This is a genomic window from Methylobacterium aquaticum (assembly GCF_001043915.1).
Taxonomy (GTDB): domain Bacteria; phylum Pseudomonadota; class Alphaproteobacteria; order Rhizobiales; family Beijerinckiaceae; genus Methylobacterium; species Methylobacterium aquaticum.
In genome coordinates, this window is sequence record NZ_LABX01000142.1 from 1 (window position 1) to 18,357 (window position 18,357).

Genomic DNA, 18,357 nt, shown 5'->3' on the forward strand with positions numbered 1-18,357 from the left:
CGGCCTTCATCGCCACCGCCTTCGCCCAGGAGGACGCCGAGGCGGCCCGCCAGCAGTGGCGGCGGGTGGCCGATCAGCTCCGGCCCAAGGTCCCGAAGCTGGCAGCCCTCATGGACACGGCGGAGACCGACGTGCTGGCCGACATGGGCTTCCCCGCCGCCCATCGCGCCAAGCTGCACTCCACCAACCCGTTGGAGCGCCTCAACGGCGAGATCAAGCGGCGCACCGAGGTCGTCGGCATCTTCCCCGACGAGCCCTCGATCCGCCGGCTCGTGGGCGCGATCCTGCTCGAGCAGAACGACGAGTGGGCCGTGCAACGTTGCCGCTACATGACCCTGGAAAGCATCGCCCCGATCGGCGATGATCCTCTCGTCAGCCTGCCAAACCTCGCAGTCTGACCAGTCCGGCCCTGCCGGTCATCGTGGTGGATCACACACAGCTACACCACGCCCCGGGACACGATCCCGGACGCCTTTCCTGACGCTGCTGCGGCGGCAGATGAACAGTGCCGTGCATCGCCGGATGAACGTGCTGCTGCTGCGTGATGATGGCTGGACGCCACACCAGAGCGCGATCGCCCTCTATCTTGACGAGAGTACGGTGGGCGAGCATCGCCGGCTCTACCTTGATCAAGGTCGAACTGGCGTGGAGAGCCCCGCCTATGCTGGGCGGGTCTCTCGCCTGTCGGCGGACCAACGAGCGGTGTTGGCTGCGTGGGTGACGAACGCGAGGTGCCGCACACGGCAAGGCTGTCTGCGCGCAGATCGAGGCCGTCTTCGGCGTGTCTTACGCGGTGCATGCCATGGCCCGCCTGCTCGGGCAACGGCGCCTCGGCGGGCTGGACCCGGGCGGTGGCGATCCTGGAGGAGTGGGGGATGGGCACGCGATTCGACCGGCATGCCTCTTCCTCCATTCTCATGCGTGCGTCGGACCGCTCATAGAATATCACCAGTCCGACGCAGCGAACCGAACACCTCGCAGACCCACCGACGTTCGATATTTGACCGTTGCCGGCCGATTTGCTTGTCTCCACGTCCCTGCAACGATCACGGACGACCCGATGCTCCGTCTCCTGCCTCTCACCCTCGCGGCTGTTCTGGCGCAAGCCGGCCTCGCCCAGGCCGGTGCCTTGAAGATCCAGGGCGTCGGGATCAGCCGCGACGTGGAATGCGAGGGCAGGGATGTCGGGATCTACGGTGCAGAGAACGAGATCGCGCTCACCGGCCGGTGCGACGTCATCACGATGCACGGCTCGGGCCACACGGTCAGCTTCAAGGAGGGGGCGGGCCTCTCGGTCTCCGGCGTCGACAACACGGTCACGGGCGGCCGGGTCCGGGACATCACCGTGAGCGTGACCCGGAATGCCGTCACGGCGACGCTCGTCGGCGGAGAGCAGCCGGGCCGATTGAACACCTCGGGCTCCGACAACCGGGTCTCCCTGGTCCTGTCCGGCCCGACGCAGCTTCGCGTGACAGGCGCCGACCACACGGTGGAGTGGGCCCGCGCCGAAGGGGCACCGAGCCCCGAGGTGACCGCCTCGGGCGTCAAGAATGTCATCAAGCGCAAGCGGGAGGCGGCGCGCCCGACGCCATGAGCCCCCGGCTCACCCCCCGGGCGCGAACAGCGCCCGCTCCGCCTCCACCACCGCATAGATGTGCTCGGCCACCGCGCGGATGCGGGCGAGGTCGCGGCTGTCGGCGTGCATCATCAGCCAGAAGCTGCGGATCAGCGACACCTCGTCCGGCAGCACGCAGGCGAGGTCGCTGCGCCCGGCCGCCATGAAGCAGGGCAGAACCGCGAGGCCCAGACCCGCCACCGTCGCCTGGAGCTGGGCATTGAGGTTGGCGCTGCGGAGCCTCGCGCTCGCCCCCGGTGCGACCTGGTGCAGGTAGTCGAGTTCCGGCGAGTAGAGCAATTCGTCGATGTAGCCGACGAAGCGCTGGCCTTCGAGGTCGCGGCGCTCCCGGATCGGCGGGTGCCGGGCGAGATAGGCGGGAGCGGCATAGAGCTTCAGGGCGTAATCGGTGAGCTTGCGCCCGACGATCCGCCCCTCCGGCGGCAGGCTCAACCCGATGGCGATGTCGGCCTCGCGCTTCGACAGGCTGAACAGCCGGGCGGTCGCCACCAGCTCGATGTCGAGGTCGGGATGGCGCTCGATCAGATCGGTCAGGCGGGGGGCCAGGAAGGCACTGCCGAAGCCGTCCGGTGCGCCGATCCGCACCGTGCCGACGAGCTGCGATGCCGCCCGGCCGATCGCCGCCTCGCCGTGGATGATCGCCGATTCGACCGCGTCGGCGGTCGCCACCAGCGCCAGCCCCGCCTGCGTCGCAGTGTAGCCCGAGGCCCGGCGGTGGAAGAGCTTTTCGGAGAGCCGCCGCTCCAGCCGGTCGATGCGGCGGATCACCGTGGCGTGGTCGACCCCGAGCCGGCGCGCCGCCGCCGAGACCGTGCCGGCCCGGTGCACCGCCAGGACGAAGCGGTAATCGTCCCAGCCATCTCCCCTCGCGCCGTCCCGTTCCCGCATCCGCGCACACCCGTTCCGCTCTCCCGCCCCTTCCGCTATGGGGATCGCCAGGGCAAGGTGGCCCCAACACAATCGATCCAGGGAGGATCCGTCATGGCGCGCGAAGTCGGGCACTTCATCGGCGGCGAGCACGTTCCCGGCCGCTCGGGCCGCACCTCCGACATCTACCAGCCGATGACCGGCGAGGTGATCGGGCGCCTGGCGCTGGCGAGCCGGGCCGAGATGCGCGCGGCCATCGAGAACGCCGCCAAGGCGCAGGTGGGGTGGGCCGCCACCAACCCGCAGCGCCGCGCCCGCGTGATGATGCGCTTCCTCGACCTCGTCGCCCGCGAGATGGACAGCCTCGCCGATCTGCTCGCCCGCGAGCACGGCAAGACCATTCCCGACGCCAAGGGCGACATTCAGCGCGGCGTCGAGGTGGTGGAATTCGCCTGCGGCATCCCGCATCTCCAGAAGGGCGAGTACACGGAAGGCGCGGGGCCCGGTATCGACATCTATTCGATGCGCCAGCCGCTGGGCGTCGTCGCCGGCATCACGCCGTTCAACTTCCCCGCCATGATCCCGATGTGGAAGTTCGCGCCCGCCATCGCCTGCGGCAACGCCTTCATCCTCAAGCCCTCGGAGCGCGATCCGGGCGTGCCGATGCGGCTCGCCGAGCTGATGATCGAGGCGGGGCTGCCGGCCGGCATCCTCAACGTCGTCAACGGCGACAAGGAGGCCGTCGACGCGATCCTCGACGACGACATCATCCAGGCGGTCGGCTTCGTCGGCTCCTCCGATATCGCCCAGTACGTCTATGCAAGGGCGACCGCGAGCGGCAAGCGTGCCCAGTGCTTCGGCGGCGCCAAGAACCACATGATCATCATGCCCGACGCCGACATGGACCAGGCGGTCGACGCCCTGATGGGCGCCGGCTTCGGCTCGGCCGGCGAGCGCTGCATGGCGGTGTCGGTGGCGGTGCCGGTTGGCGAGAAGACCGCCGACGCGCTGATGAGCAAGCTGATCCCCCGGGTCGAGAGCCTGAAGATCGGCCCCTCGACCGACCCGACCGCCGATTACGGCCCGCTCGTGACCAAGGCGGCGCTCGACCGGGTGCGCAACTACGTCGAGATCGGCCTGAGCGAGGGCGCCAGGCTCGCGGTCGATGGCCGGGCCTTCAAGATGCAGGGCTACGAGAACGGCTTTTACATGGGCGGCTGCCTGTTCGACCACGTGACGCCCGAGATGCGGATCTACAAGGAAGAGATCTTCGGGCCCGTGCTGTCGGTGGTGCGCGCCAAGGATTATGCCGAGGCGCTGCGGCTCCCCAACGAGCACGAATACGGCAACGGCGTCGCGATCTTCACCCGGGACGGCGACGCGGCCCGCGACTTCGCCGCCAAGGTGCAGGTCGGCATGGTCGGCATCAACGTGCCGATCCCGGTGCCGCTGGCCTACTACACCTTCGGCGGCTGGAAGCGCTCGGGCTTCGGCGACCTCAACCAGCACGGGCCCGACGCGGTACGCTTCTACACCAAGACCAAGACCGTCACTCAGCGCTGGCCGTCCGGTGTGAAGGAAGGCGCGCAGTTCTCGATGCCGGTGATGCAGTAAGCGCGACGGGACGTGCGGGCGCCGGATGGCGCCCGCACACGGCGCGTCAAGATCAAGACAGAACAGGAGGAACCGCCGCCATGACCCTGTTCACCCTCCCCGAGGACCAGATCGCCATCCGCGACATGGCGCGCAGCTTCGCCGCGGAGCGGATCGCGCCGCATGCCCTCGACTGGGACGAGCGCAAGCATTTCCCCCTCGACGTGCTGCGGGAGGCCGCCGGCCTCGGCATGGGCGGCATCTATATCGCGGAGGAGCATGGCGGATCGGGGCTCACGCGGCTCGACGCCGCCCTGATCTTCGAGGCCCTGAGCCTCGGCTGCCCGACCGTGGCGGCGTTCCTGTCGATCCACAACATGGCCGCCTGGATGATCGACCGGTTCGGCTCCGCGGACCAGCGCGCGCGCTTCCTGCCTCCCTTGTGCCGCATGGATCAGGTCGCCGCCTATTGCCTGACCGAGCCGGGCTCGGGCTCGGATGCCGCGGCGCTCCGCACCACCGCCCGGCGCGAGGGTGACGATTACATCCTCGACGGCGCCAAGCAGTTCATCTCGGGGGCCGGCGCGGCCGACCTCTACGTGACGATGGTCCGCACCGGCGAGGCGGGCCCGAAGGGCATCTCGACCGTGGTGGTGCCGTCGGACGCGCCGGGCCTCTCCTTCGGGCCGAACGAGCGCAAGATGGGCTGGAACGCCCAGCCGACCCGGCAGGTGATCTTCGACGGGTGCCGGGTGCCGGTCGAGAACCGCCTCGGCGAGGAGGGGATCGGCTTTCGCATCGCCATGGCGGGGCTCGATGGCGGCCGGATCAATATCGGCGCCTGCTCCCTCGGCGGCGCACAGGCCGCCCTCGACAAGAGCCTCGCCTACATGGCGGAGCGCAAGGCGTTCGGGCAGCGCCTCGACGCATTCCAGGCGCTGCAATTCCGCCTCGCCGACATGGCGACCGAGCTGGAGGCCGCCCGTGCGCTCCTCTACGGCGCCGCCGCCGCCCTCGATCGGAAGGATCCCGACGCCACCCAGCGTTCCGCCATGGCCAAGCGCTTCGCCACCGATACCGGCTTCCGGGTCGCCAACGAGGCGCTCCAGCTTCACGGCGGCTACGGCTACCTGTCGGAATACGGGGTGGAGAAGATCGTCCGCGACCTGCGGGTGCACCAGATCCTGGAGGGCACCAACGAGATCATGCGGGTGATCGTGGCGCGGGGCCTCGTGGCGGGCTGACGACGGCGCCACGGGGCCGTCGATCATCGCAGAATCAGAAACCAACAGAGGACACGCTGAGCCATGACGCAGATCGCCTTCCTGGGCCTCGGCAACATGGGCGGGCCGATGGCCGCCAACCTCGTCGCGGCCGGTCACGCGGTCACGGGCTTCGACCTGATGCCGGACGCCCTCGCGGCGGCCCGCACCGCCGGCGTCACGGTGGCCGACAGTGCCGAGGCCGCGGTGACAGGGGCCGAGATCGTCGTCACCATGCTGCCGGCGGGGCGTCACGTGCTGTCGGTCTACGAGGCGGTTCTGCCGACGGTCGCGGTGGGCGCCCTGATGATCGACTGCTCGACCATCGACGTGGCAAGCGCCCGGGTGGCCCACGGCAAGGCCGCGGCCCAGGGGCTCGCGAGCCTCGACGCGCCGGTCTCCGGAGGCGTCGGCGGCGCCAAGGCGGCGACCCTGACCTTCATGGCGGGAGGCTCCCCGGACGCCTTCGCCCGGGCCGAGCCGGTCCTGGCCACTATGGGCCGCAAGGCCGTGCATTGCGGCGAGGCCGGCGCCGGCCAGGCGGCCAAGATCTGCAACAACATGATTCTCGGCATCTCGATGATCGGCGTCGCCGAGGCGTTCGTGCTGGCGGAAAAGCTCGGCCTGTCGCACCAGGCCCTGTTCGACGTCGCCTCGACCTCGTCGGGCCAGTGCTGGTCGCTCACCACCTATTGCCCGGTCCCCGGCCCGGTCCCGGCCTCGCCGGCCAACAACGACTACAAGCCGGGCTTCGCCGCCGCCCTGATGCTGAAGGACCTGCGCCTGGCGCAGGAGGCCGCCGCCGGGGCCGGCGCCGCGACGCCCCTCGGCGCGCAGGCGGAGGCGATCTACGCCGCCTTCGCGGCGGCCGGGCAGGGAGGCACCGATTTCTCGGGCATCATCCGCCACCTGCGGGAGGCGGGGCGGGATTAAACCAACGGTCGAAAGAAAACGACCTTTGGTTCCGTTCTCCAATTTTCGCTCAGCCTTTGACTTAGAGCATTTTCCGACGAAGTGGATACCGGGTCGTCTCAGAAAATGCGGCAAAATCAAACGGCTAGAGAAGCTTCGCGATGGCAACGCGATCGTGAAGCTTCTCTAGTATCGAAAATTTGAGATGGTTCATCGGCCCGATGCGTCAGCATCTTGGGCCGATGGGATTAGTCCAGCCCGTCACGCCGCCGGCGGCGCACCGAAGACCCGGCGGGCATAGGCCGCCAGGGTTTCGCCCGCCTCGCCGCCGCTCCGGAAGGCGATGTGGCCGTCGGGGCGCACCAGCACCAGGGCCGGCCGGCCCTCCACCCCGTAGGCGCCATGCGCCCTGCCGTCGAGGTCCGAGAGGACCGGGACTTCCGCGCCGTCGAGCACTGGGCCGGCCAGCACGAGGCGGGGGCGGATCCATGGCCAGGGGGTGACCGCCCGGAGGGCATCGCGCAAGGCCGGATGCGCCTCGACGGAGCGGCCGTCGAAGCAGAGGAGCGCCCAGCCGGTGGTCCACCCGTCCGGGTTGGCGAGAAACCGGAACAGCGAGGTCGTCTCGCCGCGATGCGTCACCTCAGCATCCGGGGCGCGCTCGCCGGGCTTCGGCCCCGATCGCAGCAGGGGCCCCAGCCCGGGGAGGCGATCCTCGTTCAGGGGGCTCTTCGGGTAGGACACTCCCATCTGCTGCATGTCGTCGGTTCCCTGGAGCAGCGAGCCGAGATTTGGCAGGGCCTTGGCGGCAAGCCCCAGCACCGTGTCGGTGATGGTGCCGCGATAGACGGTCCAGCGGAAGCCGCGGGCCTGCTGGGCGCTCAGCCGGGCATGCTCGCCGCCCCGCTCGCTGTCGTAGGACGCGAGGACGACAGGTTGCGCCTCGCCGCGCAGGGTCATGGCGAGCCGCCAGGCGATCTCGACCGCGTCGTGCAGGCCGGCATTCATGCCCTGGCCGCCGATCGGCAGCGACAGGTGCCCGGCATCGCCCGCCAGGAACACCCGGCCCCGGGCATAGGCCGGCGAGACCCCGTAGGCGAAGCGGCTATGGGTGAGCCATTGCGGATCGGTCAGGGTGAGGGTGTCGTCCCCCGTCACCTCCCGGGCCAGCGCCTGGATCTCGGGGAGGGTCGGGTCGCGGTCCGGCACGCCGGTATCGTCGGCGAGGAAGAACAGCCGGTGGTAGCCGCCCCAGACCGGCATGATGCCGGCGAAACCCCGCTCGTAGTAGAAGAACCAGAGCTGGTCGGGATGCTGCGAGCGGCGCCAGGACAGCCGGGCGTCCACCTGCCGGTTCATGCAATCGGCGAGCCGCACGGGCTCGAAATCCAGCCCGAGACGGGCGCGGATCGTGCTCCGGGCGCCGTCCGCCGCCACGAGGTAGCGGCCGCGCCGCCGCTCCTCCGGTCCGTCCTCGCCCCGCCGCAGGACCACCGTGACGCCCGTCTCGTCCTGGACGACATCCGTCACCGTGACGCCGCGCTCGATCCGGCCGCCGCGCTCCGCGAAGGTGCTGCCCAAGGTCCGCTCGATCACGTCCTGGCCGCTATACAGCACCTCCGGGAAGGGGCTGGCGACGTCGGCGATGGGGATCGGGGTCGTCGGCGTGCCGTTGACGAAGAAGTTGATCGTATGGACCGGGTAGGCCTGCTCCGCCAGGGCGTCGCGCAGGCCGATCCCGGCCAGCAGTTCCTGGGGCCGCGCCCATAGGTTGTTGGCCCGCGAATACGCCTTGATCTCGGTGCGCTGCTCCAGCAGCAGGCACGAGACGCCGTGATGGCGCAGCGCGCAGCCCGTGGTCAGGCCGACCGGCCCGGCGCCGACCACGATCACGTCGGCATCGACGCCGTGCGGGGCATGATACTGCGGGTCATGGGACGCCGTCTGGGACTCGGTCATTCTTCACTCTCCTGTCGGGGCGCGCCGGCGAGGGTGGCGATGTGCGCGTGCGAGGCGTCGATCCGCTCCTGAAGCGTGCGCAGGAGCCGGACGGCCGCCGTGATGGCCGCGGGCGGCAGGCCGTCGGTCAGCCCGTCCGCCCAGCGGTCCTTGCGCGCGATGGCCCGGTGATAGGCGGCCTCGCCACTCGGGGTCATCGCCACCAGGGCGGCGCGGCGGTGGTGGGGATTGGGCGCGAGCCGGACCAGCCCCTCCGCCTGCATGTCGTCGACGACGCGCTGCACCGACTGACGGGCGAGGCCCATGTTGCGGGCGATGTGGGCGACGGGCAGCGGCGCCGGAGCGAGCGCGATGGCGCCGAGCACCTGCCAGCGGGCACTGGTCAGGCCGAGATCCTGGACCAGCGCGTCGCCGGCTTCGATCAGGCCGCCATTGAGGCGGAACACCGCGAGGGCGAGGTCGGAGAAGGCGTCACGGGCCGAGGGGCGGTCGCCCGGCGGATCGGCGGATGAAACTGGCATGCAGCCCCCAGATCGGAAGTCGACTGTCGAATGGACAGCTTACTGTCGATTGGGGTGGCAACGGGCGGCTGGTCGATTGGTTCTGGATGCGGGACGCGCATCGCGAGCGGCGTGTTGCATCACGACAAAAATCGGCCGCCGGGCATCAGCCCCGCGGCCGTGGGAGACGGGCGGGCCGTCAGGCCCGCCGAGATGGCTCAGCCGATCGAGCGATCAGAGGCCGTTGAACTTGTAGCTGAACCCGGCGCGGACCAGGTTGCCCTCGGTGGTGAAGCGCGAGGTGTAGGAGCCGCGCGGCTGCGGGCCGACGCCGCCATTCACCGCCAGGGCGGTGTTGTTGACGAGCACGTTGCGGCTGCCGAGGTCGTAGTGCAGGTACTCGGCCTTGATCGTCACGGCCTGGGACTGGATTCCGAGCAGGCCCAGCAGGCTGAAGCGCGCCAGGAACGAGTCGGTCGGCAGGGCGTACTCGATGCCGCCGCCATAGGCGTAGCCGGTCGCGAGATCGTTGTAGCGGCCGCTATAGGCCAGGGCCAGTGGCGGGTTGGCGCCGGCCGTGGTGTAGAAGTTGGCGCGGTAATCGACGCCACCATAGGCGAAGCCGCCCATGCCGTAGACGAAGAGGCGGTCGAAGGCGTAGCCGGCGCGGCCGACGACGGTGCCGAGCCAGGACAGCTCCTGGCGGAAGGCGCTCGGGTCGGAGAAGCCGTTATTCGCGGCCAGCTGCGGGCCGAGATAGAAGGTGTTCTTGTGGATGTCGGTCCAGGCCCAGTCGGCCTGGATGCCGACCACGAAGCCCGACCCCGGCGTGAACTGGTAGTTGTAGCCGAAGCCGCCGCCGATATTGGCGAGCCCGTCCTGCTCGTTGCGCACCGATGGCGGGCGACGCAGGGTCGCGACGTTGCCGATCGTGTTGGTCGGCGCCAGGTCGTTACCCACCGTGGTGATGCGCTGGCGGTCGGTGAAGGTGTAGTCCGTGTGCAGGCCGGCATAGAAGCCGGTCCAGGTAAAGACCGGAACCGCCGTGAAGACCGGCGGCGGGGCGGCGCGGCGCGGCAGGTCCGCGGCCGAGGCCGCTCCGGCGAGGAGCGACGTTGCGGCGCCGGCGAGCAGGAATGTCTTGAACACGTGAGGCGCCCCGTTGAGCGAAATTGTGCCCGCAGGCTAGCTTGGGCGTGTCCGGGCGCCTATGACCGCCGCGCCACACCTGTCGGTTGACCGGTCGGGTTTCTGTGTTTTTTCCGTGCCCTGCCGCAAAAGCGCGCCCGGCCGATGGCGAGGAGCCATGTCCACACCAGACATGTCGGTACCCGGCAAGCCTGCACGAGAGGGCGCGCGCGCCCTGATGATCCAGGGCACCGGCTCGGATGTCGGCAAGTCGCTGGTGGTCGCGGGGCTCGCCCGGGCCTATGCGCGACGGGGCCTGCGGGTGCGTCCGTTCAAGCCGCAGAACATGTCGAACAACGCTGCCGTGACGGTCGATGGCGGCGAGATCGGCCGCGCCCAGGCGCTCCAGGCCCGGGCAGCGGGCGTGCCGCCCTCCGTGCACATGAACCCGGTGCTGCTGAAGCCCCAGAGCGAGGTCGGCTCGCAGGTGGTGGTGCAGGGCCGGATGGTCGGCACGACGCCGGCCCGGGAGTACCAGACCTGGAAGCCGCGGCTGCTCGCCGCCGTCGTCGAGAGCTTCGGGCGCCTGCGGTCGGAATCCGATCTGATCCTGGTCGAGGGGGCGGGCTCGGCCTCGGAGGTGAACCTGCGCCGGGGCGACATCGCCAATATGGGGTTTGCCCGCGCCACCGGCACGCCGGTGGTGCTGCTCGGCGACATCGACCGCGGCGGGGTGATCGCCAGCCTCGTCGGCACGCAGGCGGTGATCGATCCGGAGGATGCCGCGATGGTGCGGGGCTTCCTCGTCAACCGCTTCCGCGGCGATCCTGCGCTGTTTGCCGACGGCATGAGCCTGATCGCGGCCCGCACCGGGTGGCAGGCGCTGGGGCTGATCCCGCACTTTCCCGAGGCCGCCCTTCTGCCGGCGGAAGACATCCTGGGGTTGCGCGGCGCCGAGCGGCCGGGGGGCCGGGTGGTGGCGGTGCCGGTTCTGCCCCGCATCGCCAATTTCGACGACCTCGACCCCCTGCGGGCCGAGCCGGGGGTGAGCGTCGTGCTGGTCGAGCCCGGCCGGCCGATCCCGGCCGAGGCCGACCTCGTGCTGCTGCCGGGTTCGAAGACCACCCTCCCGGACCTCGCCTTCCTGCGGGCGCAGGGGTGGGACATCGACATCCTGGCCCATCGCCGCCGCGGCGGGCGGGTGCTCGGCCTGTGCGGCGGCTACCAGATGCTCGGCACGTCCTTGAGCGATCCGCACGGCATCGAGGGGCCGCCCGGCACGGTGGCGGGGCTCGGGCTCCTCGACGTCGCGACGGTGCTGACCGCCGAGAAGCGGCTGGCCGCCGCGAGCGGGGTCAGCCTGCCGGACGAGACGCCGTTCACCGGGTACGAGATGCATGTCGGCGAGACCGACGGGCCCGATTGCGCCCGGCCGCTGCTCCGCCTCGCCGATGGCCGCCGCGACGGCGCGGTCTCGGCCGATGGCCTCGTCTGCGGCACCTACGTGCACGGGCTTTTTTCCGACGAGGGCCAGCGCGCCCTGTGGCTCTCCCGCCTCGGTGCCGCGCCGGGGCCGGAGGCATACGAAGCGGTGATCGAGCGCGTGCTCGACGGCCTCGCGGATCATCTCGAGGCGCATGTCGATTGCGACCGGCTCCTCGCCCTGGCGACGTAGCGCAGAGACCGGTGTCACCTTACGAAACCGTCATCTTTTCCTCAGCATCGGTTCAGCCGGCGAGGTGCGTCATCCGCGCCTGACGGAGCGGGAGGGCACGGGCATGGCGGTCGATCCGCGTCGGACGGCGCTCGGCCTCGGGCGGTTCGGGCTCGGCGCGAGGCCCGGCGACCTCGTGCGGGCCGAGCCGATCGAGGAGGTCCTGCGCCGCGAGATCCTGTCGGGCCTCGTGCCCCTGCCGGGCGGGCCGGACCTGTCCGCCGCCGCGACGCTCCTGTCGGCTCTCCAGGCGGAGGAGCAGAGCCGCAAGCTCGCCCGGGCGGCGAGCCCCGACGCTCCGATGCCGGAAGGCCCGCCGGCGCCGCCGATCCAGGAGCGCATCTACCAGGCCGAGGTGGCGGCCCGCCTCGGCCTGGCGCGGGACGCGCCGGTCGGCTTCGTCGAGCGCCTGGTCTGGTTCTGGGCCAACCACTTCACGGTCTCGGTCGTGCGGGGGGCGCAGCTGCGGGTCAGCGCCGGCGCCTTCGAGCGCGAGGCGATCCGCCCGCACGTGCTCGGGCGGTTCCGCGACCTCCTGCTCGCCGCCGCCACCCATCCGGCGATGCTGATCTATCTCGACAACGTCGCGTCGGTGGGCCCCAACTCCCCGGCCGGTCAGCGCCAGAGGAAGGGCCTCAACGAGAATCTCGGCCGCGAACTCCTGGAACTGCACACGCTCGGGGTCGATGGCGGCTACACGCAGGCGGACGTGACGGCGCTCGCCCGCATCCTCACCGGCTGGTCGGTGCTGCGCGACGGCCATGCCGAGGGTCTGCCGGGCGCCACCGCTTTCCGGCGCGGCGCCCACGAGCCGGGGCCCGTGACGCTGCTCGGCCGCACCTATCTCGATATCGGACCCGAGCAGTTGCGCCTGGCCCTCGACGACCTCGCGACGCATCCGGCGACGGCCCGCCACGTGGCCTTCCGCCTCGCCCGCCACTTCGTCGCCGACGACCCGCCCCCCGCCCTGGTGGCACGCCTCACCCGCACCTTCCTCGACCAGGACGGCGACCTGTCGCGGCTGGCGCTGGCCTTGATCGAGGCGCCGGAAGCCTGGGACCCGGTGCAGCGCAAGATCCGCTCGCCGCAGGAATTCCTGACCGCGACACTGCGCGGCCTCGCCCTCGCGCCCGATCCCAGGATGGTAACGGGCGGGCTCGCCGCGCTCGGCCAGCCGTACTGGTCGGCCCCGGCCCCGAACGGCTATCCCGACGATGCCGGGACCTGGGCCTCGCCGGAGGGCATGCGGGCGCGGCTCGACCTCGCCGCCCGGACCGGCCAGCTCGCCGCCGGCACCGACCCGATGGCCCTCGCCGAGGCGGTGCTGGGGCCGCTCGCCACCGACGAGACCCGCACCGCCCTCCGCCGGGCGGAGAGCCGGCCGCAGGGCGTCGCCCTCGTCCTGATGGCCCCCGAATTCCAGCGACGGTGATCGCCATGACCGCATCCTGCAACGTCCCTCCGAGCCGCCGGGCGATTCTCGGCACCGCCGGCGCGCTGTTCGCCTGGGGGGCGATTCCCCGCACCGCCTATGCGGCCCCGGGGGCCCGTGATGCCCGTCTCGTGGTGGTGATCCTGCGCGGGGGCCTCGACGGACTCTCGGCGGTGGCGCCCCTCGGCGACCCGGCCTATGCGGACCTGCGGCCCGGCATCGCGCTCACCCGCGACGGGCCCGCGGCGGCGCTCCCCCTCGACGGCTTCTTCGCCCTGCACCCGGCCCTGCCGACCTTCGCGCGCCTCTACGCCGCCCGGCAGGCCCTGGTGGTGCACGCCGCCGCCACCGGCTACCGCGAGCGCTCGCATTTCGACGGGCAGGACGTCCTCGAGAGCGGCCAGCCCAGCCCCGGCCACACCGCGAGCGGCTGGCTCAACCGCCTCGTCGCCGCCCTGCCGGCCGGGGAGGGCATCCCGCCCCGCACGGCGTTGGGGGTCGGCGTGGTGCCGCCGCTGATCCTGCGCGGGCCCGCTCCCGTCCTCGGCTGGGCGCCGCCGCGCCTGCCGCGGGCGAGCGACGAGCTGGCCCGCCGGGTGCTCGGCCTCTACCAGGCCCGCGACCCGGCGCTCGCCGCCTCCCTCGCCCACGGCCTCGACACCGACGCCCTGGCCAAGGGAGGCCCGAAGGCCGCCGGCGGCCTGCGCGGGATCGCCGAGGGGGCGGCCCGGCTGATCGCCGCCGATGATGGCCCGCGCATCGCCGCCCTGGCGCTCGACGGCTGGGACACCCACGCCGACGAGGGCGGCGCCACCGGCCGCCTCGCCGGCCTGCTCGGCGGCCTCGACGGAGTCTTCTCCGCCTTCGCCGAGATCCTGGCGCCGCGCTGGTCCGACACCGCGATCCTGGTCGTCACCGAGTTCGGCCGCACCGCCCGGGTCAACGGCACCACCGGCACCGATCACGGCACCGGCACGGTGGCGTTCCTGCTCGGCGGCGCGGTGCGCGGCGGCCGGGTGCTGGCGGACTGGCCGGGCCTCGCCCCCGCGCAGCTCCACGAGGGCCGCGATCTCGCCCCCACCCTCGACGTGCGGGCGGTCGCCAAGGGCATGGCGGCCGACCTGTTCGGCCTGTCGCCGGCGATTCTCGGGCGCAGCGTCTTCCCGGGGACGGAGGCGTTGCGGCCGGTGGGGGGATTGGTGGTGTAGGGGGCGGCGCGCTCGGATCCGAACCGCCCATCTCCGGTCTGATACCAACGGTCGTTGGAAACGACCTTTGGTTCCGTTCGCGAATTTTCGTCAAGCCTCTGGCTTGGCATCGAAAATTTGAGATGGTTCATCGGCCCGATGCGTCAGCATCTTGGGCCGATGGTATCAGCGTGAACTGCCGGACAATCAGTCAAGTCCGGGACCGCCTGGAGAGGGGATCCCGGGCTTCATCTCGATGGGGCCGGATCAGGCGGGAGCCCGGTCACACAGCCTGCCCGATCTCCGATCCGGCCGCTCCCTCGATCGCCGCCTGATACTCCGCGAGGCTCGGCACCGCCGCGGGCAGGGTCGGGATCGTGGTCTCCGCCAGTTGACCACGCGCCGCCATCAAGGCGTCGAGCAGGAGCGCGGTGTCGCGGCTGAACGGGAGCAGGAGCCCGCCGCCCTGGGCGCGGATGCGCTCCGCCGGGGCACCGATGTCGAGGGCGACGACCGGATAGCCCGCCGCCCATACCTCCGACAGGACGTAGGAATAGGTCTCGGGCCAGACGCTCGACAGGAAGACGTAGTCCGGATCGGCCTCGGCGAGGAGCCGCGGCAGGTCCTTCGGGTCGTAGGCGCCGGTCACGGTGAGGTTGGGAAGGCCCTCGATCCGGCGCCGGTCGGCGACGCCGCCGATCACCGTGAAGGCGATCGGCCGCCGCTCCCGCGCCGCGCGCTCGGCGAGCGCCACCACCAGCTCGAACCCCTTGTGTGTGCCGATGCCGCCGACGAGCGCGACCCGCACCGCGCCCGTGCGCCCCTGGCGCGGCCGCACCGGGGGCGGTGATGCCGCCTCGGGATGCGGCACCACCGCGATGCCGGAGAGGCCGAGGCGGCGGGCATAGCGCTCGGCCGTGTCCCGGGAGGGCGCCACCAGGTGCCGCGCACCGCGCAGGATGCGCTCGTTCGTCGCCAGCCAGCCGTCGAGGCGACCGCCCATCAGGGCGTTCTGATCGGCGTAATCGTATCCGACGCCGCGCACCGTGCAGTGGCGGCAGGCGTCGGGGGGCGGCTCCTCGCAGTAGACGTCGCGCCCGTCGACGAGATGCACCTTCGGGCAGTACCACTGGAAGTCGTGCAGCGTGACCGCATAGGGCCAGCGGCCCGAGAACAGCCGGTCGAGGACGGCCGACCCGTAGCCGAAGCGGGCATTGAGGTGGAGGTCGATGGCGATGCCGGCCGCCTCCAGGGCGTCGAACAGGCCGAACAGCGCGTCGGGCCGCAGGGTCACGCGCGCGCGGGCGATGTCGAGGGTGAGGGCGAGGCGCTGGCCCATCGGCGCGAGGTGGCCGATCTCGTGGTCCGGCGCCCGGGCGAGCCGGCGGATGTCGTCGATGTAGCGCATCGCCCCGCCGCCGAGCCCGTGGCCGACATGCAGCGTCAGCCGCCGGATCCGCGCGGCGAGCAGGGAGCCGAGCACGGCGAGCCGCAGCGGCTGGAGCGGGTCGGCGGCGAGGAAGCCGTCGATCTCGTCCTGATACTCGGGATAGAGGGCGACGAGCCGGGCGTGGTTGCGCTCCAGAATCGCCAGACGCTCGCTCTTGCCGAACGACACCGAGCCCTCGTGCTCGACATACGTATCGGTGGCGGCGACGTGGATCCAGCCGAGGTCGCGGGCGGTGAGGCACCAATCGACCTCCTCGCAATAGCCCCGGCCCCATTCGGGCGAGAACCCCCCGACCTCGTCGAGCGCCCGCCGGTTCAGATAGAGGCAGAAGCCGACCCCCGTCGGGATCGTCACCGGCGGGACCGATGCCGCCTCCAGGGCGGCGTCGATCGCGGCCGGCCCGAGGCCGAGGAGCGGGCCTTGCGCCTCCGGCATGTCCGGGAAGCCCAGGATCGTGGCGTTGTTCGAGAGCGGCGTGGCGCTGGCGATGCCGGGGCCGCGGTGGCAGGCGCGGGCCAGCTTCTCCAGCGCGCGAGGCGCCAGCACCGTGTCGGCGTTGACGAGGATGCAATCCTCGCCCGGCTCCAGGAGCGCGAGACCGCCATTCACCGTGCCGATGAAGCCGAGATTCTCGCGGTTGCGCAGCACCGTCAGGCCCGGATGCTGCGCGGCCGCGAGGTCGTCGAGAGCGCGGGTCACCGCGGGATCGGGCGAAGCATCGTCGATCACCAGCGCGCGCCTCCGCCCGGGGGCAAGCTGCGGCAGCAGCGAGGCGAGGCAGGCTTGGAGGTCGGCAAGCCCATTATAGACCGGCACGATCGCGCAGGCCGGCGGCGGCGTGCGGCCGGTCTCCGGCCACACCTCCGGCACGGCCGGCTCGGCGAAGGCGAGGCGTGCCCCGCCGCCGGGCCGCACCGCCGCCACGAGACGATCGCGCACGGCGCGGCGCTCCTTGAGCGAGGTCGCCGGCTCGCTCCGCAGGAGGAGCGCCCGCGCCTCGGCCCGGGCGAGGTCGATCGTGCTGCGCAGGTGGCCGATCACCTCGCCGGCGCCGACCGGGCCGACCGCGATGTCGGTGCCCGGCTTGAGCGCGCCGGGCGGAAACGCGAAGGCGGCGAAGTGCCGGCCGAACAGCTCCAGGATGTCGGATCGCCGATGGGTCTCGACCTGCGCCACCTCCTCGCCGTTGCGGACGGCCCGCACGAGGCACGGCCGGTCGGGCCCGGCCGCATCGAACACCCAGCCGGTGACCCGGCTCGGCGCCTCGACGTGGAGGCTCGCGCGCAGCCGCGGCGCGTAGGCGCCCAGGCTCGCCACGGTGTCGCCGGCCCGCACGGCGATCGTGTGCGGCTGCCCGTCGAGGGCCCAGGCAGGCAGGGTGAAGCGGAAGCCGTTCCAGCCGCCCTCGCGGCCGCCGAAGCGCAGCTCCGGCCGGTAGATCCCGGGCCGGACCGGCTCGCCGTCCACGCCGTCGATCACGAGATGCACCGCCGGGAGCGGATCGGCGGAGAGCGACGAGACCCAGCCGTCGAGGACGCCGCCGACAATCCCGTCGAGATGGAGCGTGTGCCGCCCCGGCCCGACCGCGATCCGCTGCTGGTCGGCCCGGCCGGGCTCGGTCACCGTCAGCCGCAGGGTCGTGGGGGCGGCGAGCAGCGCCGGATCGAGGGCGGCATGCAGGTAGGTGGTGCCGTTCTCGGTGAAGCGGCGCTCGATCGGCAGGTCGTGCTCGCGTTCGCCGGATTGCGCCAGGGTGAGCCCGACCGTGTCCGGATCGGCATCCGGGTTCAGGGCGACCAGGATGCCGCAATGGTAGAGCCGGCTCCAGGCGACCGGGCCCGGGGGCGGCACGAACCACTGGCGCCCCGTCTCGGCGAGGCGCCGTGCGCGTTTCAGGATCGTCACGTCGCAAGAGTCCGCACACAGGAGGGAGCTGTCGGCGCGGGGCCGGCGGCGATCGGGTCTCCGCCTCGCGGAGACCTGAGCCGTCTGCGACTTGCCGCCGGGGCACGGCCGGGTCAAGTCGTGCAGGGTCACATCGTTCCGTGGCAGCCGATGACGGCCTCGAGCACCTGGTCGGGAGCGATGTGGTGCAGCATGTGGCCGGCGCCCTCCACCGCGACGAGGCGGCTGCCGGGGATCTCCCGGTGCAACGCCACCGCCTGGTCAGCGTGGGAGACCAGGCGGTCGCCGGTGCCGGACAGGATCGTCACCGGTGGGCGCAAGGCAGCGTAATGCGGCCGGAGCGCGAAGGCGTCCGGCACCATCAGCACCGATTCGGCCGCGGCGCTGCGCAACTGCGACGGCCGCAGCACCATCTCGATCGGGAAGTCGCGGGCGAAGCGCGCCGGCACCGGGCTCGGGCCAAACAGGCGGGCCAGGATGCGCGGCCACAGGAGGCGGCCCGCGACAGGGGCGACGGTGTGGCTGAGGAGATCGCCGAGGCCCGGCAGCCCTTGCGGGGCGAAGAGCACGGAATCGAGGCGGGGCGTGGGGAAGTAGTAGCCGGATTCGAGGATCAGGGCCCGCACCCGGCCCGGATCCTGGAGCGCCAGCGCGATCGCCACCTGCGTGCCCCAGGAATGGCCGAGCACCGTGGCTTCGTCCACCCCGAGGCTGTGCAGGACGCCGCGGATCAGCCCGGCCTGCATCATCGGCGTCCAGATCCGGCTGCGCGGCCGCTCGCTGTGGCCGAAGCCGGGCCGGTCGATCGCGAT

At 71.8% G+C, this 18,357-nt stretch carries 14 protein-coding genes; 8 read left to right on the forward strand and 6 right to left on the reverse strand.

Features of this window, described 5'->3' with window-relative positions:
* A partial coding sequence (locus VP06_RS18275; RefSeq protein ID WP_048465215.1) for an IS256 family transposase occupies positions 1-398 on the forward strand: 398 nt, incomplete at its 5' end.
* A 662-nt stretch (positions 399-1,060) separates the two neighbouring features.
* Positions 1,061-1,594: a DUF3060 domain-containing protein gene (locus VP06_RS18280; protein WP_048465216.1), complete on the forward strand. Its 534-nt coding sequence runs from the start codon at positions 1,061-1,063 to the stop codon at positions 1,592-1,594.
* 9 nt (positions 1,595-1,603) lie between these two features.
* On the opposite strand, the gene VP06_RS18285 is transcribed toward VP06_RS18280, so the two are convergent.
* A complete protein-coding gene (locus tag VP06_RS18285) occupies positions 1,604-2,524 on the reverse strand; it encodes a LysR family transcriptional regulator (RefSeq protein WP_048465217.1) in 921 nt (306 codons plus the stop codon).
* 93 nt (positions 2,525-2,617) lie between these two features.
* On the opposite strand from VP06_RS18285, the gene VP06_RS18290 reads away from it, so the two are divergent.
* From VP06_RS18290 to mmsB, 3 genes are all read left to right on the forward strand, one after another.
* Positions 2,618-4,117: a CoA-acylating methylmalonate-semialdehyde dehydrogenase gene (locus VP06_RS18290; protein ID WP_048465218.1), complete on the forward strand. Its 1,500-nt coding sequence runs from the start codon at positions 2,618-2,620 to the stop codon at positions 4,115-4,117.
* Positions 4,118-4,197: 80 nt separating this feature from the next.
* A complete protein-coding gene (locus tag VP06_RS18295; RefSeq protein ID WP_048465219.1) occupies positions 4,198-5,340 on the forward strand; it encodes an acyl-CoA dehydrogenase family protein in 1,143 nt (380 codons plus the stop codon).
* A gap of 63 nt (positions 5,341-5,403) precedes the next feature.
* Positions 5,404-6,291 (forward strand): 3-hydroxyisobutyrate dehydrogenase, encoded by an 888-nt coding sequence (mmsB, locus tag VP06_RS18300; protein ID WP_048465220.1) that lies wholly within the window; start codon positions 5,404-5,406, stop codon positions 6,289-6,291.
* Positions 6,292-6,531: 240 nt separating this feature from the next.
* Here mmsB and VP06_RS18305 read toward each other — a convergent pair whose 3' ends face one another.
* The 3 genes from VP06_RS18305 to VP06_RS18315 all read right to left on the reverse strand — a co-directional run bounded on the left by VP06_RS18305 (position 6,532) and on the right by VP06_RS18315 (position 9,878).
* Positions 6,532-8,229 (reverse strand): FAD-dependent monooxygenase, encoded by a 1,698-nt coding sequence (locus VP06_RS18305; protein ID WP_048465221.1) that lies wholly within the window; start codon positions 8,227-8,229, stop codon positions 6,532-6,534.
* The gene (locus VP06_RS18310) at positions 8,226-8,750 is read right to left on the reverse strand and encodes a MarR family winged helix-turn-helix transcriptional regulator (protein ID WP_048465222.1); all 525 of its coding nucleotides are present in this window, start codon (positions 8,748-8,750) and stop codon (positions 8,226-8,228) included. Before VP06_RS18310 ends, VP06_RS18305 begins: the two co-directional genes overlap by 4 nt.
* 213 nt (positions 8,751-8,963) lie before the next feature.
* The gene (locus VP06_RS18315; RefSeq protein ID WP_048465223.1) at positions 8,964-9,878 is read right to left on the reverse strand and encodes an outer membrane protein; all 915 of its coding nucleotides are present in this window, start codon (positions 9,876-9,878) and stop codon (positions 8,964-8,966) included.
* 217 nt (positions 9,879-10,095) lie between these two features.
* Between VP06_RS18315 and VP06_RS18320 the strand changes: the two genes are divergently transcribed.
* From VP06_RS18320 to VP06_RS18330, 3 genes are all read left to right on the forward strand, one after another.
* Positions 10,096-11,532: a cobyric acid synthase gene (locus VP06_RS18320; RefSeq protein WP_048465224.1), complete on the forward strand. Its 1,437-nt coding sequence runs from the start codon at positions 10,096-10,098 to the stop codon at positions 11,530-11,532.
* Positions 11,533-11,635: 103 nt separating this feature from the next.
* Positions 11,636-13,003 carry a DUF1800 domain-containing protein gene (locus VP06_RS18325; RefSeq protein WP_048465225.1) on the forward strand — a complete coding sequence of 456 codons (1,368 nt, stop codon included), beginning with the start codon at positions 11,636-11,638 and terminating at the stop codon, positions 13,001-13,003.
* A 5-nt stretch (positions 13,004-13,008) separates the two neighbouring features.
* Complete coding sequence (locus VP06_RS18330; RefSeq protein ID WP_048465228.1) at positions 13,009-14,211, forward strand: DUF1501 domain-containing protein; 1,203 nt, start codon at positions 13,009-13,011, stop codon at positions 14,209-14,211.
* 262 nt (positions 14,212-14,473) lie between these two features.
* On the opposite strand, the gene VP06_RS18335 is transcribed toward VP06_RS18330, so the two are convergent.
* Complete coding sequence (locus tag VP06_RS18335) at positions 14,474-17,545, reverse strand: glycosyltransferase (protein WP_048465226.1); 3,072 nt, start codon at positions 17,543-17,545, stop codon at positions 14,474-14,476.
* Between the two features lie 128 nt (positions 17,546-17,673).
* Positions 17,674-18,357 (reverse strand): alpha/beta fold hydrolase (locus VP06_RS18340; protein ID WP_048465227.1); only part of this gene is annotated, 684 nt, incomplete at its 5' end.

What these genes read in the sequence shown, in the direction of transcription:
- VP06_RS18310 (WP_048465222.1), bottom strand. Translation starts at nt 8,750, where the DNA reads ATGCCAGTTTCATCCGCCGATCCGCCGGGCGACCGCCCCTCGGCCCGT.
- mmsB (WP_048465220.1), top strand. Translation starts at nt 5,404, where the DNA reads ATGACGCAGATCGCCTTCCTGGGCCTCGGCAACATGGGCGGGCCGATG.
- VP06_RS18290 (WP_048465218.1), top strand. Translation starts at nt 2,618, where the DNA reads ATGGCGCGCGAAGTCGGGCACTTCATCGGCGGCGAGCACGTTCCCGGC.
- VP06_RS18330 (WP_048465228.1), top strand. Translation starts at nt 13,009, where the DNA reads ATGACCGCATCCTGCAACGTCCCTCCGAGCCGCCGGGCGATTCTCGGC.
- VP06_RS18305 (WP_048465221.1), bottom strand. Translation starts at nt 8,229, where the DNA reads ATGACCGAGTCCCAGACGGCGTCCCATGACCCGCAGTATCATGCCCCG.
- VP06_RS18325 (WP_048465225.1), top strand. Translation starts at nt 11,636, where the DNA reads ATGGCGGTCGATCCGCGTCGGACGGCGCTCGGCCTCGGGCGGTTCGGG.
- VP06_RS18295 (WP_048465219.1), top strand. Translation starts at nt 4,198, where the DNA reads ATGACCCTGTTCACCCTCCCCGAGGACCAGATCGCCATCCGCGACATG.
- VP06_RS18320 (WP_048465224.1), top strand. Translation starts at nt 10,096, where the DNA reads ATGATCCAGGGCACCGGCTCGGATGTCGGCAAGTCGCTGGTGGTCGCG.
- VP06_RS18285 (WP_048465217.1), bottom strand. Translation starts at nt 2,524, where the DNA reads ATGCGGGAACGGGACGGCGCGAGGGGAGATGGCTGGGACGATTACCGC.
- VP06_RS18280 (WP_048465216.1), top strand. Translation starts at nt 1,061, where the DNA reads ATGCTCCGTCTCCTGCCTCTCACCCTCGCGGCTGTTCTGGCGCAAGCC.